This is a genomic window from Bradyrhizobium cedriense, assembly GCF_054602315.1.
In genome coordinates this window covers 758276-783720 of the sequence record NZ_JBTSWB010000002.1, presented here as the reverse complement: position 1 = coordinate 783720, position 25445 = coordinate 758276, and the positions used below count along the sequence as shown (strand labels likewise).

The following is a 25445-nucleotide window of genomic DNA, read 5'->3' as shown; positions in this document are numbered from 1 at the left end:
AGGGAGGGGTTTGTCATGACGGTACTCATCGCCGGTGGCGGCATCGGCGGGTTGACGCTTGCGCTCAGCCTGCACCAGATCGGCGTTCCCGCAAAGGTGTTCGAAAGCGTCGCCGAGTTGAAGCCGCTCGGCGTCGGCATCAACGTGCTGCCGCATGCGGTGCGCGAGTTGATCGAGCTCGGCCTGCTGGACAAGCTGGACGCCAGCGGCGTGCGGACCCGCGAACTCGCCTACTTCTCCAAGCACGGCAAGCCGATCTGGAGCGAGCCGCGCGGGCTCGAGGCCGGGTACAAATGGCCGCAATTCTCGATCCATCGCGGCACCCTCCAGCAGATCCTGCTCGACGCCGCAGTCGAACGGCTCGGCCGCGAGAACATCCTCACCAGCCATCACCTGACCGGCTGGACCGAGACGGCGGATGGCGTGCGCGCCGATTTCATCGACAAGGCGACCGGCAAAGCCGCCGGGACCTACGACGGCACGATTCTGATTGCCGCCGACGGCATCCATTCCGCCGTGCGCGAGAAGCTCTATCCGGGCGAAGGCCCGCCGATCTGGAACGGCCGCATCCTCTGGCGCGGCGTCACGCCCGCAAAGGCCTTCCTCACTGGCCGCACCATGATCATGGCTGGGCACGAGATCCTGAAATTCGTCTGCTACCCGATCTCGAAGGAGGCGGATGCGGCGGGCAACCATCTGATCAACTGGGTCGCCGAGCGGCACATGCCGCCGACCTATCAATGGCGGCGCGAGGACTATAACCGCACCGCGCGGCTGGAGGAGTTCTTGCCCTGGTTCGAAAGCTGGACGTTCGACTGGCTCGACGTGCCCGGCCTGATCAAGAACTGCCCGCACGCCTATGAATATCCGCTGGTCGATCGCGATCCGGTGTCGCAGTGGACCTTCGGCCGCGTCACGCTGATGGGGGATGCCGCGCATCCCATGTATCCGATCGGATCGAATGGCGCCTCGCAGGCGATCCTCGACGCCCGCGTCATCGCGCGCGAGATCCTGGCGCATGGCCCGACGCATGCCGCGCTGCTCGCCTATGAGGCCGAGCGGCGGCCCGCGACCACGGACCTCGTCCTGCTCAACCGCAAGAACGGGCCCGAGCAGGTGATGCAGCTCGTCGAGGAGCGCGCGCCGGATGGTTACAAGGTCGTGACGGATGTGCTGTCGCAGAAGGAGCTGGAAGACATCGCCGCCAACTACAAGCGCGTGGCGGGCTTCCAGGTGGAGGCGCTGAATGCGAAGCCGCCGATCGTGAGCGCGGGCGTGCGCGCGTGAGCTTCCTGACTCTTCTCGGACTTGTGCACATTGATGTGCCCTCGCCCCCTGTGGGAGAGGGCAGCGACGCCGGTAGACGCAAAGTCACCTGGGTGAGGGGTGTGTCTCCGCGAGTCCAACTCTCGTTTGAACTCGCTGATAGAAACCCCTCATCCGGCGCTTCGCGCCACCTTCTCCCACAAGGGGAGAAGGAAAGCGGAGTGCGCGGCTAGACTACTCATCGCACCACCCTCGCCGCCTCCAGCAGCCGCTCGCTCGCGCTGGCCGTCGCCAGCACGGTGCCGTCCTCCGCCATCAGCTTGGCCTCGACAAACGCAATCGTCTTGCCGAGCTGTGTCACCTTCGCCTCGCCGACGATCGGACCGGGCTTTGCGGGGCTGAGGAAGTTCACGGTCATGCTGATGGTGGTGGTGTAGAGCCGGCCCTCGCTCATCACCAGGACGGCCGGGCCCATGGTGTCGTCGAGCATGGCCGAGAGCATCCCGCCCTGGATGAAACCCGCCGGATTGCAGAACTCCGGCTTGCCCTCGAAGCCAAGCTTGATCCAGCCCTCCTGCGGGCGGGCGTCGAGCAGGCGCCAGCCCAACAGCTCGGCGCAGGGCGGCCTTCGAAAGTTGTCCAGCGCAGTCTTGACCATGTGAACCTCCGTTGCCCGCCCTGAATAGCGCAAGCCTGCTGACAGCCCGGTGTCAGCAGGATGGATCCTAGAGACCCAATCCATGCGCAATCACCTTGCGCATGACATTGGGCAGCGCCTCGTCCGCAAGGGTGGCGACCGGCACCCAGCGCATGCCCTCGGGCGCGCGGGTGCGGGCTGCGGCCCTCGCCGTGTACACCACCAGCTCCAGCGGAAAATGTGTGAAGACGTGGGTGACGACGCCCATCTTGCGCTGCCAGCGCGATAGCCCCTTCAGCGCCGGCGCCTGCAGCTTCGCCGCCGCGTCGTCCTGGCCGGCGAGCCAGTCCGAGCCGGGCACTTCGGTCATGCCGCCGAGCAGGCCCTTTTCGGGCCGGCTGCGGACCAGCAGCTCCTCGCCGCGTGTGACGACGAAGGCCGCTCCGCGCCGCAACGTTCCGCTCTTCTTGGGCGCCTTGCGCGGAAAGGTCTCCTGCGTGCCCTGCAGGCGCGCCGTGCAATCCTCGTTCAGCGGACATAACGAGCAGGCCGGATTTTTCGGCGTACAGATCGAGGCGCCGAGATCCATGAGCGCCTGCGCGCTGTCGCCTGCACGGGAGTCTCCGAGAAGCGTCGCGGCCAACTGCTGGATCCGCGGCTTGGCCTGCGGCAATGCTTCCTCGATGGCGAACAGGCGCGACACCACGCGCTCGATATTGCCGTCAACCGGCATGGTGCGACGGTCGAACGCGATCGCGGCGATCGCCGCTGCCGTATACGGGCCGATGCCAGGCAGCGCGCGCAGCCCCTCCTCCGTGTCGGGAAACACGCCGCCATGCTCGCGCGTCACCGCGACCGCACAGGCGTAGAGGTTGCGTGCACGCGAATAGTAGCCGAGCCCGGCCCACATCCGCAGCACGTCGTCGAGAGAGGCCCGGCCCAGGGCCGTGACATCCGGCCAGCGCGCGACGAATTTTTCGAAGTAAGGCCCGACCGCCTTCACCGTGGTCTGCTGGAGCATGATTTCCGACAGCCAGACGCGGTAAGGGTCCGATGTCTCTCCGGGCGCCGCGCGCCAGGGCAGGCGCCGGCGGTGCCGGTCGTACCATTGGAGGAGCGCCAGCGGTCGAGCCAAGCGTTCCGGTTGCGCTGGTTCCGATTTCGCTTTGCGGGCCGACTTGAGGGGCATACTGGCACTGTAACGGCGCGGGACCAATCTCTCCACGTCATGGCCGCGCTTGTCGCGGGCATCCACGTCTTTCTTCGCGGCAAGACGGATGGCCGGCACAAGCCTGTCCATGCCGGCAGCAGTACCTGACGCCTCGCGCACGGTGCTATAAGGGCCCATGTCCAAATTCCCTCCCAAGCCCGGCCCTATCAGCGCCAAGCCGCTCGGCATCCTGCTCGACGACGTCTTTGCCGATGCCTATGCCAAGCAGGGCTTTGCAGCGCGCGAGCTGGTGACGCGGTGGGCGCAGATCGCAGGGCCGGAAATCGCGGCTCATGCCGAGCCACTCAAGATGCAATGGCCGCGCCCGGTGGAAGGACAGCCGCAGGAGCCGGCGACCCTGGTGCTGCGGGTCGAGGGACCGATGGCGCTGGAGATCCAGCACTCTGCCGACGTCATCCTGGAACGGGTCAACCGCTTCTTCGGCTGGAGCGCGGTCGGCAAGCTGGCCTTCCGGCAAGCCCCCCTCTCGCGGCCCCGGCGGAGGGCGCGACCAACCCCCCCGGACCCCACGAGCGTCGCCGAGGTGGCGGAGCGCCTGGGCGAGATCGAAGATGAACAGCTCAAGTCGGCGCTGGCCCGGCTCGGGGCCGCCATCAAGCGAAATTGAGCCTCATTCCGCTGCCAAACTGGACCCCTCCGTGCGGCTCGCCATTGCCTCAATCGACGTTTCAAGCTAGCGACAGGCCGTCCGAGCGGGAACCTCGGACGAACCTTGCCAATTCCGGGAGCCGACCTTGATCATCACCCGCCGCGCCTTCACCACGATGCTGTCGCTGACAGGGATTGCCGCGCTCGCCGGGCTCTCGCCGCTGCGCCTCGTCTCCGAAGCCATGGCACAGTCGGCCGCCGATGTGGCCAAGCCGGTGTCGCTGCCCGACATGGCGCTCGGCCCGAACGATGCCGCCGTCACCATCACTGAATACGCCTCGATGACCTGCCCGCATTGCGCGACCTTCAACGAGCAGGTGTTCCCCAAGATCAAGAAGGAATACATCGACACCGGCAAGGTGCGTTACATCTTCCGCGAGTTCCCGCTCGACATCAAAGCGGCGGCCGGCTCGATGCTGTCGCGCTGCATCGCCAAGGACGATGCGCCGAAATATTTCGCGGTCACCGACATGCTGTTCCGCCAGCAGAACGACTGGGTGATGAAGAACACCACCGAGACCCTGACGCGGATCGGCAAGCAGGCCGGCCTTACCCAGCAGCAGGTCGAGGCCTGCCTGAAGGACCAGGCGCTGCTCGACAAGATCGCCGCCGACCAGAAATACGCCAGCGACGTGTTGAAGGTGGACTCCACGCCGACGTTCTTCATCAACGGCGAGAAGATCAAGGGCGAGACCTCGTTCGAGGAGTTCGCCAAGAAGATCAATCCGCTGCTGAAGAGCTGATTCGCACGCAGCAATCCTGATTCGCGCATCCAAAGCCGTATCTTTCCCGGCGTAAATCCCTTGGGAAAAGCGGCTTTCGCCGGTTGCCCTCGCGGCGCACCGCGGCCATTGTCCAGCCGCATGAGCCGCCTCGCGCGACTCACCCAGACAGCGACATTGCCTTCCATGGTATTGTCCCGGCAGGGGGATTCGCGCCTGCCAACAGAGATGCGTGCTTATGAAAATCACCCGCCTGCGCCTTCACGGTTTCAAGTCCTTCGTCGAGCCCACGGACTTCGTCATCGAGCCCGGCCTGACCGGCGTGGTCGGCCCCAACGGCTGCGGCAAGTCGAATCTCGTCGAGGCGCTGCGCTGGGCGATGGGCGAGACCTCGTACAAATCGCTGCGCGCCGCCGACATGGACGCGGTGATCTTCGCCGGCTCCGGCAACCGCCCCGCGCGCAACCATGCCGAAGTGACGATGACGATCGACAATGCCGATCGCACCGCGCCGGCGGCGATGAACGACAGCCAGATGCTCGAAATCTCCCGCCGCATCGAGCGTGAGGCCGGCTCGGTCTATCGCATCAACGGCCGCGACGTGCGCGCCCGCGACGTGCAGATCCTGTTCGCGGATGCCGCCACCGGCGCGCGCTCGCCCGCCCTCGTCCACCAGGGCAAGATCGGCGAGATCATCCAGGCCAAGCCGGAACAGCGCCGCCGCGTGCTGGAGGACGCAGCCGGTGTCGCCGGCCTGCACGCCCGCCGCCACGAGGCCGAGCTGCGGCTCAAGGCAGCCGAAACCAATCTCACCCGCGTCGAGGACGTGATCGGCCAGCTGTCCGGCCAGATGGAAGGCCTGAAGAAGCAAGCCCGCCAGGCCGTGCGCTATCGCGAGGTCGCCGCCAAGGTCCGCAAGGCCGAGGCCACGCTGTATCACCTGCGCTGGATCAGCGCCCATGCCGACGTCAACGAGTCCGGTCAGACCCATGATCTCGCCGTCCGCGAGATGGCCGAGCGGACCCAGCACCAGGCCGAAGCCGCCCGCATCCAGGCCATCCGCGCCGCCGACATGCCGGCGCTGCGTGACGCCGAGGCGCGCGCCGCAGCCGGGCTTCAGCGCCTGACCAATGCCCGCGAATTGCTCGACCGCGAGGAAGAGCGCGCCAAGGAGCGCGTCACCGAGCTCGAGCGGCGCCTCGCGCAATTCGAAGGCGACATCTCCCGCGCCCAGCAGCAGACCATGGACGCCGACGTCGCGCTGCAGCGGCTCGACACCGAAGACGCCGAGCTCAAGGAAGAGATCAAGTCGCGCGTCGAAAAGCGTTCCGGCGTCGACGAGCGCGTCGCCGAGGCCGAGGCGGTGCTGACCGAAACCGAGCAGCGCTTCGCCGAGCTCACCACCGCGCTCGCCGACCTCACCGCCAAGCGCAACCAGCTCGAGGCCAATGTCCGCACCCACCGCGACAAGCTCGCCCGGCTGGACCAGGAGATCGCGAGCGTCGCCGCGGAAGAGCAGAAGCTCGCCCGGGAGACCGGCGGCTTCGGCGATCTCGACGAGCTGACCGCTCTGGTCGAGACCGCCGAGGAGACGCTGGCCGCATCGGAAGCCGCCGCGCAGGCGAGCGAAGCCGCCCATGTCGCCGCGCGCCAGACGCTGGAATCCTCGCGCGCGCCGCTGGTCGAAGCCGACAAGCGCGTGCAGCGGCTCGAGACCGAGGCGCGTACGATCTCCAAGATCGTCAACGGCGAGACCAAGAATTTGTGGCCGCCGATCATCGACGGCATCACCGTCGACAAGGGTTTTGAAAAGGCGATCGGCGCCGCCCTCGGCGACGATCTCGATGCACCGATCGATCCCTCCGCGCCGATGCGCTGGACCAATGTCGGACACACCGAAGGCGATCCGGCGCTGCCCGAGGGCGCAGTGCCGCTCGCCAACCATGTCCAGGCTCCGGCTGAACTCGCACGCCGCCTGGCGCAGATCGGCGTGGTGCCGCGCGAGCGCGGCGCCGAGCTGGTCTCGCAGCTCAAGACTGGCCAGCGGCTGGTCTCGCCTGAAGGCGACGTCTGGCGCTGGGACGGCTTTGTCGCCGCCGCTCACGCGCCGACCGGGGCCGCCCGACGGCTTGCCGAGCGCGCCCGCCTCGTCGACATCGAGAACGAGCTGGAGCAGGCCCGCATCGACGCCCAGATCAAGCGTCAGGCGCTGGAGAATGCCGAATCCGAGCTGCAGATGGCGGCCAGCACGGAAGGCGCGTCGCGCGAAGCATGGCGCGCAGCGCAGCGCGAGCTGAACGTCGCGCGCGAGCGGCACGCCACCGCCGAGCGCGAGATCAGCCGGCACGCCGCACGCAAGGCGACACTGTCGGAAGCGCACAGCCGTCTCGCCGCCGACCGCGCCGAAGCCGAGGCCGCCTACGAATACGCCGAAGCCGGCATCAGTGAGCTGCCGTCGAGCGAGGACACCGAGACTCGGCTCGCCGCCGTCCGCAGCGACATCGAAGGCCATCGCCGCATGGCCGCCCAGGTTCGCGCCGAGGCGCAGGCCCTGGCGCGCGAGGCCGAACTCGCCGACCGCCGCGTGCAGGCGATCCTTGCCGAACGCACCGAGTGGCAGAACCGCAAGGAGAGCGCGGCCTCCCATATCGACACCATCCAGGCCCGCATCGCCGAGCTTTCGATCGAGCGCAGCGAGCTCGAGAACGCGCCGGCCGTGTTCGCCGAGAAGCGCAGCGCGCTGATCACCGAGATCGAGTACGCCGAGAACGACCGCCGCATGGCTGCCGACGCACTCGCCACCGCGGAGACCGCGATGGCGGAGACCGACCGTGTCGCGAAGCTGACGCTCGAAGCACTGTCCAGCGCCCGCGAGGCCACCGCTCGCGCCGAGGAGCGCATGGAAGGTGCGCGGCGCCGGCTCGAGGACGTCGAGCGCGAGATCCGCGACATGCTCGAGGTCGAGCCGCAGGCCGTTGCCGGCCTCGCCGAGATCGAGCCCGGCGCCGAGCTTCCGCCGCTGCGCGACATCGAGGAAGACCTTGAGAAGATGCGCCGCGACCGCGAGCGCCTCGGAGCAGTCAACCTGCGCGCCGAGGAAGAGCTGCGCGAGGTCGAGACCCAGCATAACGGCCTCGTCACCGAGCGCGACGACCTCGTCGAAGCCATCAAGCGGCTGCGCCAGGGCATCCAGAGCCTCAACAAGGAGGCGCGCGAGCGGCTCCTGACCTCGTTCGAGGTCGTCAACAACCACTTCAAGCGCCTGTTCGTCGAGCTGTTCGGCGGCGGCGAGGCCGCGCTGCACCTGATCGAGAGCGACGACCCGCTGGAAGCCGGCCTCGAAATCATCGCCAAGCCGCCGGGCAAGAAACCGCAGACGCTGTCGCTGCTCTCGGGTGGCGAGCAGGCGCTGACCGCCATGGCGCTGATCTTTGCGGTGTTCCTCACCAACCCCTCGCCGATCTGCGTGCTGGACGAAGTCGACGCGCCGCTCGACGACCACAACGTCGAACGGTACTGCAACCTGCTGCACGAGATGACCGGCTCGACCGACACGCGCTTCATCATCATCACGCACAACCCGATCACGATGGCGCGGATGAACCGCCTGTTCGGCGTCACCATGGCCGAGCGCGGCGTCTCGCAGCTGGTGTCGGTGAGCCTGTCCGAAGCGGTGGACATCCTCGACCAGAACGTGGCGTGAGAAGATTGACCGTCATTCCGGGGCGATGCGCAGCATCGAACCTGGAATCTCGCGCGACAATCTCCAGATCCCGGGTTCGCGCTTCGCGCGGCCCGGGATGACGGTGGGACAACATGATCGCTCCCACCCTCCCCGCCGAACTGAAGGCCGCCCTCGACGCCAAGCTTCAGGGCTTTTCCCGCACCGATGCGGCACAACGGTCACAGAAAATCTCGACCACCTATCGCGCGGGCGGCGGCTCCGGCTCGATCAGGTCGGAAGCCGATGCGCTGGCCTACGCGCTCGCACGTATGCCGGCGACCTACGCGGCGGTGGCCGCGAGCCTGAATGCACTAACCAAGATTGCGCCGGACTTCGCTCCGGAAACACTGCTCGACGTCGGCGCGGGGCCGGGCACCGCGAGCTGGGCCGCGGCGGAAGCCTTCCCCTCGCTGCAGGACTTCACCCTGCTCGATGCCAACGCCACGCTGAGCCGGCTCGCGCTCGAACTGGCGCGCGACAGCTCGCGCCTGACGGCGTGCCGCTGTCTGCCGGGCGATGCCGGCAGCAATCTCGCCGAGGTCTCGCCAGCCGATCTCGTTCTCGCCAGCTACGTCATCGGCGAGCTCAGTGAGGCCGATCAGCGCAAGCTCGCGCAAGCCATGTGGGCCAAGGCGCGCCACGCGCTGGTCGTGATCGAACCCGGCACGCCCGCCGGCTACGCGCGCATCCTGGCGCTGCGCCAGCACCTGATCGCGCTGGGTGCCCACGTCGTCGCGCCGTGCCCGCACGAAAAGGCCTGCCCTCTCATCCCACCCGACTGGTGCCATTTCAGCCAGCGTCTGCCGCGCTCGCAGGCGCATCGCCAGATCAAGGGTGCCGACGTGCCGTTCGAGGACGAGCGCTTCATCTACGTAGCCCTGACTCGCACAGCGCCCGCCACGCGCGCCGCGCGCGTGCTGGCGCCGCCGGAGGTCGGCAAGGTCGGGGTCACGGCGAAGCTCTGTGCAGAGGACGGTGTCGAGTTCGCGAAAGTGCCTCGCCGCGATAAGGCCGCCTATGCAAGTGCCCGCCGCTGGCGCTGGGGCGACGCCGTCGTTGCGGAAAGTTAACCTCGTTCAGGGCTTTCGCCTTGAACTCGGATGCCTCCTTGTCCGACCAAGTCTAACCTCCCCTTTCGCGCCGGGGCTCTCGCCTTGCGCCAATTTGGTCTAGACTAGCGCCCGCCTTCTTCCCCTTCAGGAGTTCTGCATGTCGACCGGCTGGATCGTTCTCGGCGTCATCGTCGTCCTCGCGCTGTTCGCCTTCAGCGCCTACAACCGCCTGGTGGCGCTGAGCCAGCGCGTCAGCCAGGCCTTTGCCGACATCGACGTGCAGCTCAAGCAGCGTCACGACCTGATCCCGAACCTGGTCGAGACGGTGAAAGGCTACGCGTCGCATGAGCGCGGCACGCTCGACGACGTCATCAAGGCACGCAACTCGGCGATGTCGGCGCAGGGGCCGGCGCAGGTGTCCGCCGCCGAGAACCAGCTCTCCGGCGCGCTCGGCCGGCTGATCGCGCTGTCGGAGGCCTATCCCGACCTCAAGGCCAACGCCAATTTCCAGCAGCTCGCATCCGAGCTTTCCGACCTTGAGAACAAGATCGCGGCGAGCCGCCGCTTCTTCAACAACGCGGTCCAGGAATACAACACCGGCATCCAGCAACTGCCGGCTGCGCTGTTCGCCGGCATGCTCGGCTTCACCAGGAAGGACTTCTTCGATCTCGGCGCGAGCCGCACCGAGGTCGAGGCGACGCCGCAGGTGAAGTTCTGATCGTCTGACATGTCCATTGTTTTTCTCAGTCATTCCGGGGCGTCGCAAAGCGACGAACCCGGAATCTCGAGATTCCGGGTTCACGCCTTCGGCGTGCCCCGGAACGACGGACACACTGACTGAGGCGCGTCATGGCCGCGTATGGTCTCTACACGCACATCGCCTCGAACAAGTTTCGTTCGATGCTGCTGCTCGCGGGCCTGTTCATGCTGGTCTACGTGCTGGTCTATGCCGGCGCGTTGGTCGCCGAGGTCGTCATCAACGGCAATGGGACGGTCGCCTACTATCTGAGCCGTGCTTTCGCGGACCTGCTCAAGGCCGCACCCTTCGCGACCGTTGCGGCGATCGCCTGGATCGCGATCGCCTATTTCTTCCACCAGTCGATGATCGATGCCGTGACCGGCGGCCACGACGTCACCCGTCAGGAGCAGCCGCAGCTCTACAACCTGCTCGAAAACCTCTGCATCTCGCGCGGCATCACCATGCCGAAGCTGAAGATCATGGAGAGCCCGGCGCTGAACGCATTCGCGACCGGCCTCAATCCGCGGCAATACTCCATCACCGTCACCACCGGCCTCCTCGACGCGCTGAACGACAACGAGATCGAGGCGGTGCTGGGCCACGAGCTGACCCACATCAAGAACGGCGACGTGCAGCTCATGGTGGTCGCCGTCATCATCGCCGGCGTCGTCGGCTTCTTCGGCGAGTTGTTTTTCCGCCTGTTCACGAATCTGAACTGGAGCTCCGGCTCCGGCGGCTCGCGGTCGTCGGGCTCCTCCTCGTCATCGAGCGACAGCAAGAGCTCCGGCGGAGGGGCGGTGATCGTCATCATCATCGCGATCGTGCTCATCGTGCTGGCCTGGCTGTTGTCGCAGGTGGTCAAGCTCGCGTTGTCGCGGTCGCGCGAATACCTCGCCGACGCCGGCTCGGTCGAGCTGACGAAGGACCCCGATGCCATGATCTCGGCGCTGCGCAAGATCGAGGGCCGCGGCGAGCTGCCGGGCGCGACCTCGGCCGTCATGGAGCTCTGCGTCGACAATCCGCGCGAGGGCTTCGCCGATCTGTTCGCCACCCACCCGTCGGTGCAGTCCCGAGTGGACGCGCTGGTCAAGTTCGCCGGCGGCCGTGATCCCGGCCCGCTGCCGGACCTCACTGAAGAGATGGAAGAGCCCGCGGCGCAGACCGACCCGCAGGATGCCCAGCCGCCGCCGCATGGGCCGTGGAGCGACGCAGGCAGCCCCGCTGGTCCGCCGCCCGTACCGACAGCAAGCCCCTCGGGATCCCCGGCAGGTAATCCGATGGGACCGTGGGGCCGCCACTGAGCCACGCGATCGGCGCGCTCCGTAGCGGGTTTCACAGTAATCGGGAAAAACTTCGGGAATTGCCGCAACTGGGGCCTGCGGAATTGAATTCTCCCTTGTTTCTGCCATGTTCGCGCCCAACAGCAGACTCGGGACATCGATTTGGGCCCGGCCGATTGCGAGGCGCGATCGGAGGGCGCGTTAGGGGACAGCAATGGCAAAGCCGGCAGTGGTTGTGGTGGGCGCGGACAAGGGCGGGGTCGGCAAGACCACGGTGTCGCGCACTCTGCTCGATTATTTTTCCGCCAACAACGTGCCGACGCGCGCCTTCGACACGGAGTCGCCGCGCGGAACCCTGAAGCGCTTCCACCCCGACATCACCGAGATCGTCGACATGACGACGACGGCCGACCAGATGAAGATCTTCGACACGCTCAATGCGACGAGCCCGTCGGTGACCGTGATCGACGTTCGGGCCGGCCTGCTCTCGCCGGCCCTGGCCTCGCTGCGCGACATCGGCTTCCTCGACGCCGCCAAGGCCGGCCAGATCACGTTTGCGGTGTTCCACATCCTGGGGCCCTCGATTGCGTCGCTGGACGAGATCGCCGAGACCGCGGGCTTCATGGGCGGCGCGAAATATTTCCTGGTGAAGAACTTCATCAACGACACCCAGTTCTTCCAGTGGGACCAGGCGACCTACAATTCCTACTTCCACCGCATCAAGGACGCGACCGAGCTGACCATCCCAAAGCTCAACGAAATGGCTTATGAGCAGGTCGAGGTCTCTTCCGTCCCGTTCCTGAAATTCGTTGCCAACAAGGGCATCAACGACGAAGCCGCGAACTACTCCTTCGTGCTGCGCGGCTATGTCCGGCACTGGCTTGCGAACGTCTGGAGCGAGTTCGACCGCATCCGGCTGACCGACATCGTCGGCTCGAAGCCCGTGACCCGCAACAGCGAAAAATAGTTGCGAAGCCCGGGCTGATACGGCTGGATTGGGCGGTGAGTTGGCCTGATATAGCTGTCGATGCCCGCGACACCTGTCTACATCATCTGTTCGCCCCGCCCGCAGGTCGGCAAGACCCTGCTGGCGCGGCTCCTGAGCGAATTCCTGCTGCTCAAGAACGGCAACGTCGCGGCCTTCGACGTCAACCTGAAGGAGCCGTCGCTGCTCGACTATCTGCCGAAGGTGACCGAAACCGCCGACGTGATCGACACCTACGGTAAAATGCAGCTGATGGACCGCGTCATCCTCGATGACGGCGTTGCCAAGGTGATCGACCTCGGCTTCCACGCCTTCGACGAATTCTTCAAGATGACCGACGAGATCGGCCTCCTGAAGGAGGCGGCGCGCCGCCACGTGGCGCCACAGATCCTGTTCGTCGCCGACGCCGACCGCGTCTCGGCTCGCGCCCACGAGATGCTGCGCGGGCAGATTCCGCGGATGAACCTGATCACGGTGGACAATGAGTACGTCATGCGCGGAGAGCTGCCGCCCGCGATGGCCAGCGGACGGCTGTTCCGCCTGCCCGCGCTGCCCGGCTTCCTCAAGACCTATATCGACCGGCTGAACTTCTCCTTCACCGGCTATCTGCGCCAGGAGAAGGACTCGTCGACCGAGCTGCACCAGTGGATTCGGCGCAACTATCTCGCCTTCCGCGAACTCGAGCTCAGCCTGATCCTGCAGCGGTCCTAGGCAGAAATTTTACCCGGGTATTATTGACTGCGCGCCAGACCGCGTTTATGGAGAACGCCCATTGCGTTCTTCAACGAGGTCTTCCCCGTGAGCATCGACCGGAAAGCAGCCATCGCCGCCTATAAGGAGCGGAAGACCGTTGCGGGCATCTTCGTCGTCCGCTGCGCGGCCTCAAGCGAGGCCTGGGTCGGCCAAGCGCCGAACCTCGAAACGATCCAGAACCGCATCTGGTTCTCGCTGCGCCAGGGCAACCACACCTGCCGCAGCCTTCAGGCCGCCTGGAACGCGCACGGCGAGGCGGGCCTGACGTTCGGCGAATGCGAGCGGCTGGAGGATGAGGAGAGTGCCTATGTCAGGAATGCGCTCCTGAAGGAGCGCATGCTGCACTGGCGGGGCGAGCTGAAGGCCGAGGCGATCTGAACGCTCTCAGTGCCCCTCGAACGTCATCAGCGTGCGCACCGGCACGTCCATGGCGCGCAGCTTGGCGGCGCCGCCGAGCTCGGGCAGGTCGATGATGAAACAGGCCGCAACCACGTTGGCGCCGATCTGGCGCAACAGCTTCACCGCGCCTTCCGCGGTGCCGCCGGTGGCGATGAGGTCGTCGACCAGGATGACGCGCTCGCCGGGCGAGATGGCGTCGACATGCATCTCCATCTCGTCGATGCCGTATTCGAGAGAGTACGCGATCCGCACGGTGGTGTGCGGCAGCTTGCCTTTCTTGCGGATCGGCACGAAACCGGCCGAGAGCTGGTGCGCAACCGCGCCGCCGATGATGAAGCCGCGCGCTTCCATGCCGGCGACCTTGTCGATCTTGTTGCCGGCCCAGGGATTGACCAGCTCGTCGACGGCACGGCGGAAGGCGCGCGCATCCGCGAGCAGGGTCGTGATGTCGCGGAACATGATCCCCGGCTTGGGATAGTCGGGGATGGTGCGGACGCTCCCCTTCAGATCAAAGGTCATTCGTGCCTCTCAATTGACCGGCGCATCGAGCCGGAACGCATTCTCGACAATTCGCAAGCCCACCTCGCCGCCGAGCGACATCAGCGATTCCGGATGGAATTGCACGCCGGCGACCGGCAGGGTCTTGTGCTCGAGCGCCATGGCGACGCCGTCCTCGGTGCTGGCGGTGACGGACAAGACCTCCGGCATGCTGTCGCGCTCGACATAGAGCGAATGATAGCGGCCGATGACGATCTCGTTCGGCAGGTTGCGCATCAGGCGCCCGCCGCGCACCTGCACCCGCGAGGGCCGGCCATGGGCGGGATGGGTGAGCTGCCCGAGCTCGCCGCCGAAATATTCGCCGATCGCCTGCACGCCGAGGCAGACCCCGAACACCGGCAGCTTCTTCTCCAGCGCCGCGTCGATGGTCTTCCTGATCGCAAAATCCTCGGGGCGCCCGGGACCGGGCGACAGCACCAGCAAGTCCCACCTCTTCTGCTTGAGCATGTCGAGCGCATGCACATAGCGGACCACGGTGACGCTGGCGCCGACCTGGCGGAAGTAATCGGCCAGCATGTGGACGAAACTGTCGTCGTGATCAATCAGCAGGACCTGCTTGCCCGAGCCGGTCGCATCTGGCGCGAAGGTCGACAGCGGCTTTGGCGGATCTCCGCGCAGCGCCTGAAACAGCGCGGCGGCCTTGACCTGGCATTCGCGATCTTCCGCGGCAGGATCCGAGTCGAAGAGGCAGGTCGCGCCCACGCGCACCTCGGCCAGGCCGTCCTTCATGCGGATGGTACGGATGGTGAGGCCGGTGTTGATGCTGCCGTCGAAGTTCACCGCGCCGATCGCACCGGCATACCAGCGCCGCGGCGAGCGCTCGTGATCCTCGACGAACTGCATCGCCCAGAGTTTTGGCGCGCCGGTGACGGTGACGGCCCAGGCATGGGTGAGGAACGCGTCGAGTGCGTCGAAGCCGGGGCGCAACATGCCCTCGACGTGATCGACGGTGTGGAACAGCTTCGAGTAAGTCTCGATCTGCCGCCGCGCCAGCACCTTGATGGTGCCGGGCACGCAGACGCGCGCCTTGTCGTTGCGGTCGACATCGGTGCACATGTTGAGCTCGAACTCGTCTTTCTCCGAGTTCAGGAGCTGGCGGATCTGCTCGGCGTCGCCGATCGCGTCGGTGCCGCGCGCGATCGTGCCCGAGATCGGGCAGGTCTCGACACGGCGCCCGTCCGAGCGCACGAACATCTCCGGGGAGGCGGAGACGAGAAACTCGCCCTCGCCGAGATTCATCAGCGCGCCGTAGGGCGACGGGTTGATGACGCAAAGACGCTGGAAAACTTCGGCCGGCGAGCGGTCGCAGGGCTCGGCGAAGAGCTGCCCCGGCACCGCCTCGAACAGATCGCCGCGCGCGAAGGCCGCACGCGCGGTCTCGACGGTGGCCTGATATTCGCCGGGCCCGTGGTCGGCGAAACCCTGACGGGGCGTCTTGAGATAGGGGCTGTCGGCGGTCTCGCGCGGCAGGCCTTCGGTCGAGGTGCCCTTCCAGGCGAAATCGTAAGTGAGCACCACGCCGCGGCCGGTGGCGCGGTCATAGGCGAGCAGGCGATCGGGCACATAAAGCACGATGTCGCGCTGGTCCTGCTCGCGCGGCCGCTTCTGCACGAGGTCCTCGATCTGGAAGACGAGATCGTAGGCGAAGGCACCGAACAGCCCCAGCAACCCGTCGTCATTGGCGGAGAAGGCGGCGACGATATCGCGTACCAGCGACATCACGCTGGCGCGCCGGGTGCGCTGATCCTCCTCGACCGGCGCGTCGCCGCGGATGATATGGCCGGACAGGTGCGAAACGCTCTTCTCGGAGATCACCACGCATGGCTCCCGCAGGACGTCGCCGAGGAAGGCGATCAGCACCTGACCGCGCGCGTTCAGCGCTTCCAGCCTGAAATTGACCCCGACGGTCTCGAGCTTCAGCGGCGGATCGGAGAAGCCGAGGTCGAAGCTCTCGTAGCGGCCCGGCACCGTCGTGCCCGAGGACAGCACCACGCCGCGGCGGCGGTCGAGCAGGCTGACGAGATCGTCAAGCCGGCTTGCGCCGCCGGTGAACTGCTCGGCCACGCGCGTGATCGCAAGACCAGCGCGGGTGACATAGTCGCTTCGGGCCGGAAGGGCAAAGACGGTCCTGTTCATGGGGTCCTCTTACGAAACTTGCCGAGGGAACGCCACACAGGACAAACGATCAGGCCGCCGCACTGCGTTGGCGACCTCAGACGATTTGGGAAAGGAAAATCGCACCGGCCACCTCTTCAGGAGGTGCGCCACCAAAGACGGGCTGGGCGGAGGGCGGTGCTCATGGGCGGATACTCACCATGGCGCGGGGACGGCGTCAAGGGTTGGGCGCCTCGATGACCTTGCGGCTGGGACGCGCTGCGTCGCTACGGCTGCTCAGTCTGGGGCACCCAGCCGAACCTGTTCTTCTTCCGATCCCATTTGAGGACAGAATAGCCGTCGCATTCCATGCACTCCCAAAGGACCAGCGTGCCACCCTTGCCCTTCGCAAGGGCCGCGAACTGTCGGTTCGTACGTATGGCGTCGACAAAGCGGACCTTCGGCTTCTCGCCGTCGGGATGATCGAGGATCAGCATGAACCTGCCCTTCGGTCCCGCACACTCCTGAAAGACGCCGACCACGGCGATTTGCCTCGTCGCCGCGCCATCGAATCGCCCTTCGATGGCAAAGGACATGCCGGCGCCCTTCATCACATCGGCACCATTCTCGAACAGCAGCTCCCTCGGGATCAGGTCGGTGCGGAATTCAGTCGCCTTGCACCAGTTCTTGCGGATCTGGTTCGCGGGGATGCCGCGGATCTCGGTCGTGAATGGATGGAAATCCGCAATGACCCACCAGGCCTCCTTCTTGAGGTCGCCGTTCAGCGTGACGAATGCCTGCTGTGCTGTGGCCGGAGCGGTCGTCAACGCGATGACGCTAGCAGCGCCGGCCATCGACCAAACGATCAGGCCGAGGAGGCCGCGCGTGAGAGACGATGCCGACATACTTCGCTGCCCCTGATCGATCGCTCCGCTCCTACCCCAGATGCTTCCTGAAAAACTCCGTCGCCCTGCCCCAGGCGAGCTCGGCGGCTTCGCGGTCGTGCACGGCCTGGCGCTGCTCGTTGACGAAGGCGTGCTCGGCGTCATAGCGGAACAGCTCCAGCGACTTGCCGGCGGCCTTCATCGCCTTTTCGAAGCCATTGACCAGCTCCGGCGTGCACCAATCGTCTTTTTCTGCGAAGTGGGCCTGGAGCGGGATCTTGACGTCGGCAGGCTTGGCCGCCTGCTCGGGCGGGATGCCGTAGAACACGACGCCGGCCGCGAGCTCCGGGATCTTGGTCGCGCCGATGATGGTGACCGCGCCGCCGAGGCAGAAGCCGGTCAGGCCGACCTTGGCGCCGTTGCGCGCAAGATATTGCGCGGCGCCACGCACCGTCTGCGTCGTGGCGTCCATGAAGTCGAGGGAGTTCATTTCCTTGTTGGCGGAATCGGTGTCGTGATAGGGCACGACCTTGCCCTTGTAGAGATCGGGCGCCAGCGCATCAAAACCGGCGAGCGCGAAGCGGTCGCACAGGCCCTTGATCTGGTCCGACAGCCCCCACCATTCCTGGATCACGACCACGCCCGGTGCGTTGCCGCGCGCCGCGTTGGCGAGATAGCCCGAAGCGTCCTTGCCGTCCGGTCGCTTGAAGGTGATGGCGGTTCCCATGATGTCCTCCGGTGATTGGGGAGCGGTTGGCAGTATTTTGGCGGGTCGCAGGGGAGGACGCAATCCACACTCTCGTCATTCCGGGGCGCACGGAGTGCGAACCCGGAATCCGAGTTTCCGGGATCGATGCTTCCGCATCGCCTCGGAATGACGGAGAGTTGAGCCAACAAAAAGCCCCCTTGCGGGGGCTTCTTCATTTCTCGTGTACCTCGCGGCGCTCAGTGCGAGTCGGCCCAGACCTTCTTCTTGGTGAAGTACATCAGGCCGGCGAAGATGATCAGGAAAATGAACACCTGGAAGCCGAGGCGCTTGCGCGCTTCCATGTGCGGCTCGGCGGTCCACATCAGGAACGTGGTGACGTCCTTCGCGTATTGCGCGACCGTGGTCGGCGAGCCGTCGTCATAGGTCACCTGGCCGTCGCTGATCGGCTTCGGCATCTTGATGGCGTGCCCCGGGAAGTACTTGTTGTAGTAGGAGCCTTCCGGAATGGTCACGCCCTCGGGCACCTTGTCCTCATAGCCCTGGAGCAGCGCCGTGACGTAGTCTGGGCCCTGCTCCTGGTACTGTGTGAAGAAGTCGAAGATGAACCAGGGGAAGCCGCGCTTGTAGGAGCGAGCCTTGGTGATCAGAGACAGGTCGGGCGGCGCCGCCCCTCCGTTCGCGGCACGCGCGGCCTGCTCGTTCGGAAATGGCGAGGGGAAATAGTCGGCCGGCCGGCCCGCACGCTCGAACATGTCGCCCGCATCGTTCGGGCCGTCCTTAACCTTGTACTCCGAAGCGAAGGCCGCCGCCTGCGCCACCGAATAGCCGGGCCCGCCGGGCTCGGCGAGGTTGCGGAAGGCGACATAGGACAGGCCGTGGCAGCTGGCGCAGACCTCCTTGTAGACCTTCAGGCCGCGCTGCAGCGCGCCCCGGTCGAACTTACCGAAAGGGCCCGAGAAGGACCATGCGTTGCCCGGCGGCCTATCGCTGCCTTCAGACGCTTTCGCGCTGTCGATCGAGCCCGCGAACAATGAACCGGCGAGCGCCAGCACGATAGCGGTCGAGACCATCGGTGTCGACCTGCTGCCGGTCTTGGCCAGGACGGCATCCGAGATCGAGTTCGGCACCGGCCGCGGCTTCTCGATGCGCGCGAGCAGCGGCAGCACGATCAGGAAGTAGGCGAAGTAGCAGAACGTGAGGACCCGGCCGGCAACGACGTAGATGCCTTCCGGCGGCTGCGCACCGAGATAGCCGAGCAGGATGCAGACCGCGACGAAGATCCAGAAGAACTGCTTGGCGAGCGGACGGTACTTCGACGACTTCGTCTTGGCGGCATCGAGCCAGGGCAGGAAGCACAGGATGATGATCGCCCCGAACATCGCGATGACACCCGCGAGCTTGTCCGGAATCGAGCGCAGGATCGCGTAGAACGGCAGATAATACCATTCCGGCACGATGTGCGGCGGCGTCACGCCCGGGTTCGCCGGAATATAATTGTCGGCGTCGCCGAGATAGTTCGGCATGTAGAAGATGAACCAGGCGTAGAGCATCAGGAAGCAGGCGACGCCGAACATGTCCTTGATGGTCGCGTGCGGCGTGAACGGCACCGTGTCCTTCTCGGTCTTCGGCTCGACGCCGTCAGGATTGTTCTGGCCGGCGACGTGCAGCGCCCAGACGTGCAGCACCACGACGCCAGCGATCAGGAACGGCAGCAAATAGTGCAGCGAGAAGAAGCGATTCAGCGTCGGGTTGCCGACCGAATAGCCGCCCCACAACAGCGTCACGATGCTCTCGCCGACATAGGGAACGGCGGAGAACAGGTTGGTGATGACGGTAGCGCCCCAGAAGCTCATCTGGCCCCAGGGCAGCACATAGCCCATGAAGCCCGTCGCCATCATCAGGAGGTAGATGATGACGCCGAGGATCCACAGCACCTCGCGGGGCTCCTTGTACGACCCGTAATAGAGGCCGCGGAACATATGGACGTAGACGGCGACGAAGAACATCGAGGCGCCGACCGCGTGCATGTTGCGCAGCAGCCAGCCGTAGTTCACGTCACGGACGATCAGTTCGACCGACTTGAAGGCGAGATCGGCATGCGGCGTGTAGTGCATCGCCAGGATCACGCCGGTCAGGATCTGCATCCCGAGCATGAAGGAGAGGATGGCGCCGAAGGTCCACCAATAGTTCAGGTTGCGCGGGGTGGGATAGGCGACGAAGGAAGAGTGCATGAGACCAAAGATCGGCAGGCGCCGCTCGATCCATTGCAGGGCCGGATTGCTCGGCTGGTAGTCGGATGGTCCGCTCATGATGCGATCCTGAGGAAATAGTACGACGAGACGGCGCGAAGCTTCGGACGAGAGTCCGAGGCTCAGCCGATCTGGATTTTGGTGTCGGAAACGAACTGGTACGGCGGCACTGCCAGGTTCGTGGGCGCAGGGCCCTGGCGGATGCGACCGGACGTATCGTACACCGAACCATGGCAGGGGCAGAAGAACCCGTCGTAGCTGCCTTCATGAGCGATCGGGATGCAGCCCAGATGGGTGCAGATACCGATGACGACCAGCCATTGCTCGTGACCGGACTTGACGCGGGCGTCGTCGGTCTGCGGATCGGGCAGGCTCGCAACGTTCACGGCGCGCGCCTCGTCGATCTGCTTCTTGGTGCGGTGGCTGATGTAGATCGGCTTGCCGCGCCAGAACACCTTGATGTCCTGACCCTCGGCGATCGGGCTGAGATCGACCTCGATCGGCGCACCGGCGGCGATGGTCGAGGCATCCGGATTCATTTGGGAGATGAAGGGCCAGAGCGCAGCCGCGCCCCCTACTGCTGCAGCTGACCCGGTTGCAACGAATAAGAAATCACGGCGTGTCGGATGGTCCGCCGAAGACGCTGTCGTCACGATTCCAACCCTTTCTTCTTATGCGACCGGTGGAACCGCTCCAGGGGGCGCCCATGAGGTCCCCGGAAAGGCTGCCGGCGCCCGCGGCCCCCCGCGGCGGCAGAACTTTGCTAGCTCACGCCCAAAATGGGGAAAACAGCAGTCCAGAATCGTTCTATTGGCACCCTTGCCGGGCGAGCGCAAGCCCGCTAACGGCGTGGGAGCGTGCAATGCACGAATTCCCGGGCGGGCGATGTTTTATTGAGACATTTTGCGCCCGCAACCCGACCCGCTACCGCCCATGCAGATCGCGCTTTTTCAGCCTGACATCCCCCAGAACACCGGCACGATTCTCAGGCTGTGCGCTTGCTTGGGACTGGCTGCCCATATCATCGAACCGGCCGGCTTCCCCGTCTCTGACCGGCATTTCCGCCGGGCGGGAATGGATTACCTCGACCACGTCAGCATCACCCGCCACGACTCATGGGCGACATTCCAGGACTGGCGCGCGGTCCACGGTTACCGCCTGCTCCTCTTCACCACCAAGGCCGCCACCGATTACCGCGATTTCCATTACCAGAAGTCGGACATCCTGCTATTCGGGCGCGAGAGCGCCGGCGTCACCGACGCGGTGGTCGAGGCTGCAGATGCGCGGCTGGTGATCCCGGTCAAGGCGGGGCTGCGGTCGCTCAACGTGGCGATGAGTGCAGCGATGGCGGCCGGCGAGGCGCTGCGGCAGATCCGGAACCCGCAAGTTTGACAAGGTTGAGGAGAGACGAGTGAGTTACGCGGTCAAGGAGATCTTCCTGACCCTGCAAGGCGAAGGCGCCCATGCCGGGCGCGCGTCGGTGTTCTGCCGTTTCGCCGGCTGCAACCTCTGGAGCGGCCGCGAGGCGGACCGCGGCGAGGCGACCTGCCAATTCTGCGACACGGATTTCGTCGGCACGGATGGCACCCTCGGCGGCCGCTATGGCACGGCCGCCGAACTCGCCGACATCGTCGCCGCGCAATGGCGTGGAACGGCCGACAACCGCTACGTGGTGCTGACAGGCGGCGAACCGCTGCTCCAGGTCGACGCCGCACTGATCGACGCGCTCCACGCCCGCGGCTTCGAGGTCGGGGTCGAGACCAACGGCACGATTGCCGCTCCGGACGGGCTCGACTGGATCTGCGTCAGCCCCAAGGCCGGCAGCGAACTGGTGCTGCGCCAGGGCCACGAATTGAAGCTGGTCTATCCGCAGCCGCTGGCCGCGCCCGAAACCTTCGAGCATCTCCCCTTCGAGCGCTTCTCGCTGCAGCCGATGGACGGGCCCGAGGTGATCGAGAACACCGCACGCGCGATCGACTATTGCCTGCGCCATCCGCAATGGCGGCTCAGCGTGCAGACGCACAAATCGCTCGGCATCAGATAGGACCCGTGACCGTTGCAACGAGAGCTGCACCCATTGCGGACCGCGAGATTGACGGAGTGGCATCCTCTATGAACCCGAGCTTGACCGACGATCGCAAGGCCCGTGCCCGCGCCTGGTTCGAGCGATTACGCGACGACATCTGCGCGAGCTTCGAGCGGCTCGAAGACGACGCACCGCCCAGCCTGTATCCGGGCGAAGCCGGCCGCTTCAAGCGCACGCCCTGGCAGCGCACCGATCATACCGGCGCGGCCGGCGGTGGCGGCGTGATGTCGATGATGCGTGGCCGCCTGTTCGAGAAGGTCGGCGTGCACTGCTCGACGGTGCATGGCGAGTTCGCGCCAGAGTTTCGCGCACAGATACCCGGCGCCGCGGACGATCCGAAATTCTGGGCCTCCGGCATCTCGCTGATCGCGCATCTGCGCAATCCGCACGTCCCCGCCGTGCACATGAACACGCGTTTCGTCGTCACCACAAAAGCCTGGTTCGGCGGCGGCGCCGACCTCACGCCGGTGCTCGACCGAAGGCGGACGCAGGACGATGCCGACACCACGGCCTTCCATGCCGCGATGAAGCAGGCCTGCGCGCAGCCGAACGGCGTTGCCGATTACGACAAGTACAAGAAATGGTGCGACGAATATTTCTACCTGCCGCACCGGAAAGAGGCCCGCGGCATCGGCGGCATCTTCTACGACTGGCACGACAGCGGCGACTGGGACGCCGACCTCGCCTTCACCCAGGACGTCGGCCGCGCCTTCCTGAGGATCTATCCCGAGATCGTGCGGCGCAATTTCGCGACGAGCTGGACCGCGGAGGATCGCGAGGAGCAACTGATCCGGCGTGGGCGCTACGTCGAGTTCAACCTGCTCTACGACCGCGGCACCATCTTCGGACTCAAGACCGGCGGCAATGTGGACTCGATCCTGTCGTCGCTGCCGCCGGAGGTGAAATGGCCATGACGACGATGAAGGCGGCACCGAGACCGCTCCCGCGCGCCATGCTGATCGACATGGACGACACCATCCTGTCGGCCTATGGCCGGCCCGAGATCGCCTGGAACACTATCGCGAACGAGTTCGCCGAGGAGCTTGCACCGCTGCCGCCGGCTCAGGTCGCAACCGCGGTGCTGGCGTTCGCGCGAAACTTCTGGGCGAACGCGGAAGCAGCTTGGCGACTCAAGCTCGCCGAGGCGCGGCATCTGACCGTCAAGGGCGGCTTTGCCGCGCTCGCGGCCGCCGGCCACCGGGCCCTGCCCGACGATCTCGCCATTCGCCTCGCCGACCGCTTCACCGCCTATCGCGAGGAGGAGATGTTCGTCTTCCCCGGCGCGCACGAAGCGATCGACCAGCTGAAGGCGCTCGGCATCAAGCTGGCACTGGTGACCAACGGTGCCGCCGACACCCAACGCGCCAAGGTCGAGCGCTTCGAGCTGGCGCATCGCTTCCACCACATCCAGATCGAAGGCGAGCACGGCTTCGGCAAGCCTGAGGAGCGCGCCTATCTGCACGCCATGGAGGCGCTCGGCGTCACCGCCAAGGACACCTGGATGATCGGCGACAATCTCGAATGGGAGGTCGTGACGCCACAGCGCCTCGGCATCTACTCGATCTGGATCGACGTGCACGGCGACGGCCTGCCCGAAGGCTCGACGGTCAGGCCCGATCGCATCATCCGCTCGCTCGGCGAGTTGCTGCCTGACCAGGCACAACATGAAACATCGAAAACAACCCCATGCACAGTAGCCGGGTGCAGCAATATCAAGGACTTGCGGATTATACGAAACGGCTTTGACTCGTCGGGCAAAACAGGCGCATGATGCCATCATTGCGGGACGTGCCGACATCCGCCTTACCGGCTTCGTGTGTCACGTTCCGCCCTTCGCGATGCCATCGGCTATTTGGACATCCCGCGCCTGCCGGATCAGCCGATCACGAACGAGCGCACAGCTGAGGCGCAGGTTTCCGGTTCGCAAGCGCGCGTGATCGGCCTGTCATGACGGCCTGTTAGCCTGGTGGCCGTCGATCAACCGAAAGGACAATCCATGGATCTGAAAGCCGGCGATATCGTGATGCTGAAGTCCGGCGGGCAGCCGCTGACCGTCGCGGAGGTGAAGCAGAACGAGGCCTTGTGCCTGTGGATGGGCATGGAAGGCGACCTGTTCCGCGAGACGTTGCCGCTGGCCGTGCTCGTGCAGGTGGAAGAAGACGAGGAAGATGAGGATGAGGACGAAGACGAGGACGAATAGGCACGACTGACACCGCATCCTCGTCAGAAAGTGCTCCGCTCCAGCGCTCCCGATTGTCCGCTTCTCTGCCAGGAGCAGCGCAGTCGAGGACTTCGTTGGAGGTCGCAGAGGGTGTTAGTCAGTTGCGATCATCGCACTTGGGCTGTCCGCAAAGCCGACGGAGACGGCCGATCACCGCAGCAAATGGACGCATGGACCGTCATCTCGTCCGATTGAACATCATCCCCAGCGTGATGCCGTCAGGCCGTGTGGATTTGGAAGCTTCGATTCTCGGCACGTTCGGCGGAATGCGATCACCGCAGTGCTTCAGAATGATCCAGTTGCAATGAATAGCACTCGCAAGACAATTTCTCCAATGCGGTTGCGTCGAGAATGTTGATCACCCCGCGAGAATAGTGAACGACACCGGCTGCTTGCAGCTTACTCGCGACCTCGGTGATCGAGGTACGCCGCACTCCCATCAATTCAGCCATCAGCTCCTGCGTCAGATTGACGGTCTTCGTGCCCGCGCGATTCGAGGTCTGCAGCAGCCAGCGGCAAAATCGAGCTTCGATGAGGTGGACGGCGTTACAGGCTGCGGTGATCCTGGTCTGAGAAAAGAGAGATTCGTTGTAGCGCAGACAAAGACTCCGCATGACGTCGGAGCGGGCGGCCGCCTTTCGAAAGCGGCTCGCCGGTACCCTGGTCGCCTCGAGCGGGAGCTGTACGACGACGCGGACCAACGAGGTTAGAAAGCCGAGACCTGCCATCGCGCCGACGACGCCTTCTTGTCCGGCTGTTGCGATCTCAACGGCGCGACCGTCCTTCAAGACTGACAGCAGCGACACCACCCCTTTGTGAGGAAAGTAGACGAAATCGATCTCATCGCCGGCCTCGACCAGGACGACGCCTTGCTCGAACGTCTCCCGCGTCATGTAGGGCAGGAGCATCTCGAATTGATCATGCGGTAACGAGGACAGTATCACGTTGGCCGCGTCCAACGAGCGGCCTCCATTGTTCTTCGACACGGTGGCATCCTGCCTGATCGGACAGGCCGCCTTCCGCAGGGGGATGGTCACGCTCCGAGGGCACGTTCCGGCGGGAAGACGCATTATCGAAAGTTTCGTCGCGCTTGTCCGTCCGATAGCCGTCATATGTCAGCGCAATCAAAAGGCTTGAAACGAAGCAGCAAACGACAAGGTCATCCGCACAATTCGCGCTCTATGCACGGTATCTGACATATAGAGGCA

At 65.4% G+C, this 25445-nt stretch carries 24 protein-coding genes; 15 read left to right on the top strand and 9 right to left on the bottom strand.

The window, feature by feature from the left end; translation table 11 throughout:
* Positions 1 to 15: 15 nt before the first annotated feature.
* On the top strand, positions 16 to 1287 hold the full coding sequence (locus tag ACYCVF_RS09900; RefSeq protein WP_459602075.1) for a flavin-dependent oxidoreductase: 1272 nt from the start codon (positions 16 to 18) through the stop codon (positions 1285 to 1287).
* A 217-nt stretch (positions 1288 to 1504) separates the two neighbouring features.
* On the opposite strand, the gene ACYCVF_RS09895 is transcribed toward ACYCVF_RS09900, so the two are convergent.
* The gene (locus tag ACYCVF_RS09895) at positions 1505 to 1924 is read right to left on the bottom strand and encodes a PaaI family thioesterase (RefSeq protein WP_459602073.1); all 420 of its coding nucleotides are present in this window, start codon (positions 1922 to 1924) and stop codon (positions 1505 to 1507) included.
* Between the two features lie 67 nt (positions 1925 to 1991).
* A complete protein-coding gene (gene mutY / locus ACYCVF_RS09890; RefSeq protein WP_459602735.1) occupies positions 1992 to 3092 on the bottom strand; it encodes an A/G-specific adenine glycosylase in 1101 nt (366 codons plus the stop codon).
* Between the two features lie 157 nt (positions 3093 to 3249).
* On the opposite strand from mutY, the gene ACYCVF_RS09885 reads away from it, so the two are divergent.
* From ACYCVF_RS09885 to ACYCVF_RS09845, 9 genes are all read left to right on the top strand, one after another.
* On the top strand, positions 3250 to 3741 hold the full coding sequence (locus ACYCVF_RS09885) for a DUF721 domain-containing protein (RefSeq protein WP_459602071.1): 492 nt from the start codon (positions 3250 to 3252) through the stop codon (positions 3739 to 3741).
* A 127-nt stretch (positions 3742 to 3868) separates the two neighbouring features.
* Positions 3869 to 4525, top strand: a complete 657-nt coding sequence (locus ACYCVF_RS09880; protein ID WP_459602069.1) for a DsbA family protein — start codon at positions 3869 to 3871, stop codon at positions 4523 to 4525.
* A 217-nt stretch (positions 4526 to 4742) separates the two neighbouring features.
* Complete coding sequence (gene smc / locus ACYCVF_RS09875; RefSeq protein WP_459602067.1) at positions 4743 to 8207, top strand: chromosome segregation protein SMC; 3465 nt, start codon at positions 4743 to 4745, stop codon at positions 8205 to 8207.
* A gap of 113 nt (positions 8208 to 8320) precedes the next feature.
* Positions 8321 to 9298, top strand: coding sequence for a small ribosomal subunit Rsm22 family protein (locus ACYCVF_RS09870; RefSeq protein ID WP_459602065.1), 978 nt, complete (start codon positions 8321 to 8323; stop codon positions 9296 to 9298).
* A gap of 139 nt (positions 9299 to 9437) precedes the next feature.
* The gene (locus ACYCVF_RS09865) at positions 9438 to 9998 is read left to right on the top strand and encodes a LemA family protein (protein ID WP_459602063.1); all 561 of its coding nucleotides are present in this window, start codon (positions 9438 to 9440) and stop codon (positions 9996 to 9998) included.
* A 131-nt stretch (positions 9999 to 10129) separates the two neighbouring features.
* Positions 10130 to 11320 (top strand): M48 family metalloprotease, encoded by a 1191-nt coding sequence (locus ACYCVF_RS09860; protein WP_459602061.1) that lies wholly within the window; start codon positions 10130 to 10132, stop codon positions 11318 to 11320.
* 193 nt (positions 11321 to 11513) lie between these two features.
* Positions 11514 to 12266, top strand: a complete 753-nt coding sequence (locus tag ACYCVF_RS09855) for a P-loop NTPase family protein (protein WP_459602059.1) — start codon at positions 11514 to 11516, stop codon at positions 12264 to 12266.
* 60 nt (positions 12267 to 12326) lie between these two features.
* Positions 12327 to 12995 carry a hypothetical protein gene (locus ACYCVF_RS09850; protein WP_459602057.1) on the top strand — a complete coding sequence of 223 codons (669 nt, stop codon included), beginning with the start codon at positions 12327 to 12329 and terminating at the stop codon, positions 12993 to 12995.
* An 87-nt stretch (positions 12996 to 13082) separates the two neighbouring features.
* Positions 13083 to 13415 carry a GIY-YIG nuclease family protein gene (locus ACYCVF_RS09845; RefSeq protein WP_459602055.1) on the top strand — a complete coding sequence of 111 codons (333 nt, stop codon included), beginning with the start codon at positions 13083 to 13085 and terminating at the stop codon, positions 13413 to 13415.
* A gap of 6 nt (positions 13416 to 13421) precedes the next feature.
* On the opposite strand, the gene ACYCVF_RS09840 is transcribed toward ACYCVF_RS09845, so the two are convergent.
* From ACYCVF_RS09840 to petA, 6 genes are all read right to left on the bottom strand, one after another.
* Positions 13422 to 13955: an adenine phosphoribosyltransferase gene (locus tag ACYCVF_RS09840; RefSeq protein ID WP_459602053.1), complete on the bottom strand. Its 534-nt coding sequence runs from the start codon at positions 13953 to 13955 to the stop codon at positions 13422 to 13424.
* Between the two features lie 9 nt (positions 13956 to 13964).
* The gene (locus tag ACYCVF_RS09835; protein WP_459602051.1) at positions 13965 to 16130 is read right to left on the bottom strand and encodes an anthranilate synthase component I; all 2166 of its coding nucleotides are present in this window, start codon (positions 16128 to 16130) and stop codon (positions 13965 to 13967) included.
* 245 nt (positions 16131 to 16375) lie between these two features.
* Complete coding sequence (locus ACYCVF_RS09830; protein WP_459602049.1) at positions 16376 to 16993, bottom strand: hypothetical protein; 618 nt, start codon at positions 16991 to 16993, stop codon at positions 16376 to 16378.
* 31 nt (positions 16994 to 17024) lie between these two features.
* Positions 17025 to 17699 carry a dienelactone hydrolase family protein gene (locus ACYCVF_RS09825; protein ID WP_459602047.1) on the bottom strand — a complete coding sequence of 225 codons (675 nt, stop codon included), beginning with the start codon at positions 17697 to 17699 and terminating at the stop codon, positions 17025 to 17027.
* Between the two features lie 218 nt (positions 17700 to 17917).
* The gene (fbcH, locus tag ACYCVF_RS09820) at positions 17918 to 19990 is read right to left on the bottom strand and encodes a cytochrome b/c1 (RefSeq protein WP_459602045.1); all 2073 of its coding nucleotides are present in this window, start codon (positions 19988 to 19990) and stop codon (positions 17918 to 17920) included.
* A 62-nt stretch (positions 19991 to 20052) separates the two neighbouring features.
* On the bottom strand, positions 20053 to 20583 hold the full coding sequence (gene petA / locus ACYCVF_RS09815) for a ubiquinol-cytochrome c reductase iron-sulfur subunit (protein WP_459602043.1): 531 nt from the start codon (positions 20581 to 20583) through the stop codon (positions 20053 to 20055).
* A 280-nt stretch (positions 20584 to 20863) separates the two neighbouring features.
* Here petA and ACYCVF_RS09810 point away from each other — a divergent pair, with 280 nt between their 5' ends.
* The 5 genes from ACYCVF_RS09810 to ACYCVF_RS09790 all read left to right on the top strand — a co-directional run bounded on the left by ACYCVF_RS09810 (position 20864) and on the right by ACYCVF_RS09790 (position 24216).
* Positions 20864 to 21322: a tRNA (cytidine(34)-2'-O)-methyltransferase gene (locus ACYCVF_RS09810; protein ID WP_459602041.1), complete on the top strand. Its 459-nt coding sequence runs from the start codon at positions 20864 to 20866 to the stop codon at positions 21320 to 21322.
* A gap of 19 nt (positions 21323 to 21341) precedes the next feature.
* Positions 21342 to 21974: a 7-carboxy-7-deazaguanine synthase gene (gene queE / locus ACYCVF_RS09805; protein ID WP_459602039.1), complete on the top strand. Its 633-nt coding sequence runs from the start codon at positions 21342 to 21344 to the stop codon at positions 21972 to 21974.
* A gap of 68 nt (positions 21975 to 22042) precedes the next feature.
* Complete coding sequence (hemF, locus tag ACYCVF_RS09800) at positions 22043 to 22930, top strand: oxygen-dependent coproporphyrinogen oxidase (protein WP_459602037.1); 888 nt, start codon at positions 22043 to 22045, stop codon at positions 22928 to 22930.
* Positions 22921 to 23787 carry an HAD family hydrolase gene (locus ACYCVF_RS09795; protein WP_459602035.1) on the top strand — a complete coding sequence of 289 codons (867 nt, stop codon included), beginning with the start codon at positions 22921 to 22923 and terminating at the stop codon, positions 23785 to 23787. The genes hemF and ACYCVF_RS09795 overlap by 10 nt, the downstream gene beginning before the upstream one ends.
* A gap of 225 nt (positions 23788 to 24012) precedes the next feature.
* Positions 24013 to 24216 (top strand): DUF2158 domain-containing protein, encoded by a 204-nt coding sequence (locus tag ACYCVF_RS09790; RefSeq protein ID WP_459602033.1) that lies wholly within the window; start codon positions 24013 to 24015, stop codon positions 24214 to 24216.
* A gap of 293 nt (positions 24217 to 24509) precedes the next feature.
* Here ACYCVF_RS09790 and ACYCVF_RS09785 read toward each other — a convergent pair whose 3' ends face one another.
* Positions 24510 to 25223 (bottom strand): Crp/Fnr family transcriptional regulator, encoded by a 714-nt coding sequence (locus tag ACYCVF_RS09785; protein ID WP_459602031.1) that lies wholly within the window; start codon positions 25221 to 25223, stop codon positions 24510 to 24512.
* Between the last annotated feature and the right edge of the window lie 222 nt (positions 25224 to 25445).

Excerpts from the sequence above, each read along its gene's own strand:
- ACYCVF_RS09900 (WP_459602075.1), top strand. The coding sequence starts at position 16 with ATGACGGTACTCATCGCCGGTGGCGGCATCGGCGGGTTGACGCTTGCG.
- ACYCVF_RS09895 (WP_459602073.1), bottom strand. The coding sequence starts at position 1,924 with ATGGTCAAGACTGCGCTGGACAACTTTCGAAGGCCGCCCTGCGCCGAG.
- mutY (WP_459602735.1), bottom strand. The coding sequence starts at position 3,092 with ATGCCCCTCAAGTCGGCCCGCAAAGCGAAATCGGAACCAGCGCAACCG.
- ACYCVF_RS09885 (WP_459602071.1), top strand. The coding sequence starts at position 3,250 with ATGTCCAAATTCCCTCCCAAGCCCGGCCCTATCAGCGCCAAGCCGCTC.
- smc (WP_459602067.1), top strand. The coding sequence starts at position 4,743 with ATGAAAATCACCCGCCTGCGCCTTCACGGTTTCAAGTCCTTCGTCGAG.
- ACYCVF_RS09870 (WP_459602065.1), top strand. The coding sequence starts at position 8,321 with ATGATCGCTCCCACCCTCCCCGCCGAACTGAAGGCCGCCCTCGACGCC.
- ACYCVF_RS09865 (WP_459602063.1), top strand. The coding sequence starts at position 9,438 with ATGTCGACCGGCTGGATCGTTCTCGGCGTCATCGTCGTCCTCGCGCTG.
- ACYCVF_RS09860 (WP_459602061.1), top strand. The coding sequence starts at position 10,130 with ATGGCCGCGTATGGTCTCTACACGCACATCGCCTCGAACAAGTTTCGT.
- ACYCVF_RS09855 (WP_459602059.1), top strand. The coding sequence starts at position 11,514 with ATGGCAAAGCCGGCAGTGGTTGTGGTGGGCGCGGACAAGGGCGGGGTC.
- ACYCVF_RS09850 (WP_459602057.1), top strand. The coding sequence starts at position 12,327 with ATGCCCGCGACACCTGTCTACATCATCTGTTCGCCCCGCCCGCAGGTC.
- ACYCVF_RS09840 (WP_459602053.1), bottom strand. The coding sequence starts at position 13,955 with ATGACCTTTGATCTGAAGGGGAGCGTCCGCACCATCCCCGACTATCCC.
- ACYCVF_RS09835 (WP_459602051.1), bottom strand. The coding sequence starts at position 16,130 with ATGAACAGGACCGTCTTTGCCCTTCCGGCCCGAAGCGACTATGTCACC.
- ACYCVF_RS09830 (WP_459602049.1), bottom strand. The coding sequence starts at position 16,993 with ATGTCGGCATCGTCTCTCACGCGCGGCCTCCTCGGCCTGATCGTTTGG.
- ACYCVF_RS09825 (WP_459602047.1), bottom strand. The coding sequence starts at position 17,699 with ATGGGAACCGCCATCACCTTCAAGCGACCGGACGGCAAGGACGCTTCG.
- fbcH (WP_459602045.1), bottom strand. The coding sequence starts at position 19,990 with ATGAGCGGACCATCCGACTACCAGCCGAGCAATCCGGCCCTGCAATGG.
- ACYCVF_RS09810 (WP_459602041.1), top strand. The coding sequence starts at position 20,864 with ATGCAGATCGCGCTTTTTCAGCCTGACATCCCCCAGAACACCGGCACG.
- hemF (WP_459602037.1), top strand. The coding sequence starts at position 22,043 with ATGAACCCGAGCTTGACCGACGATCGCAAGGCCCGTGCCCGCGCCTGG.
- ACYCVF_RS09795 (WP_459602035.1), top strand. The coding sequence starts at position 22,921 with ATGGCCATGACGACGATGAAGGCGGCACCGAGACCGCTCCCGCGCGCC.
- ACYCVF_RS09790 (WP_459602033.1), top strand. The coding sequence starts at position 24,013 with ATGGATCTGAAAGCCGGCGATATCGTGATGCTGAAGTCCGGCGGGCAG.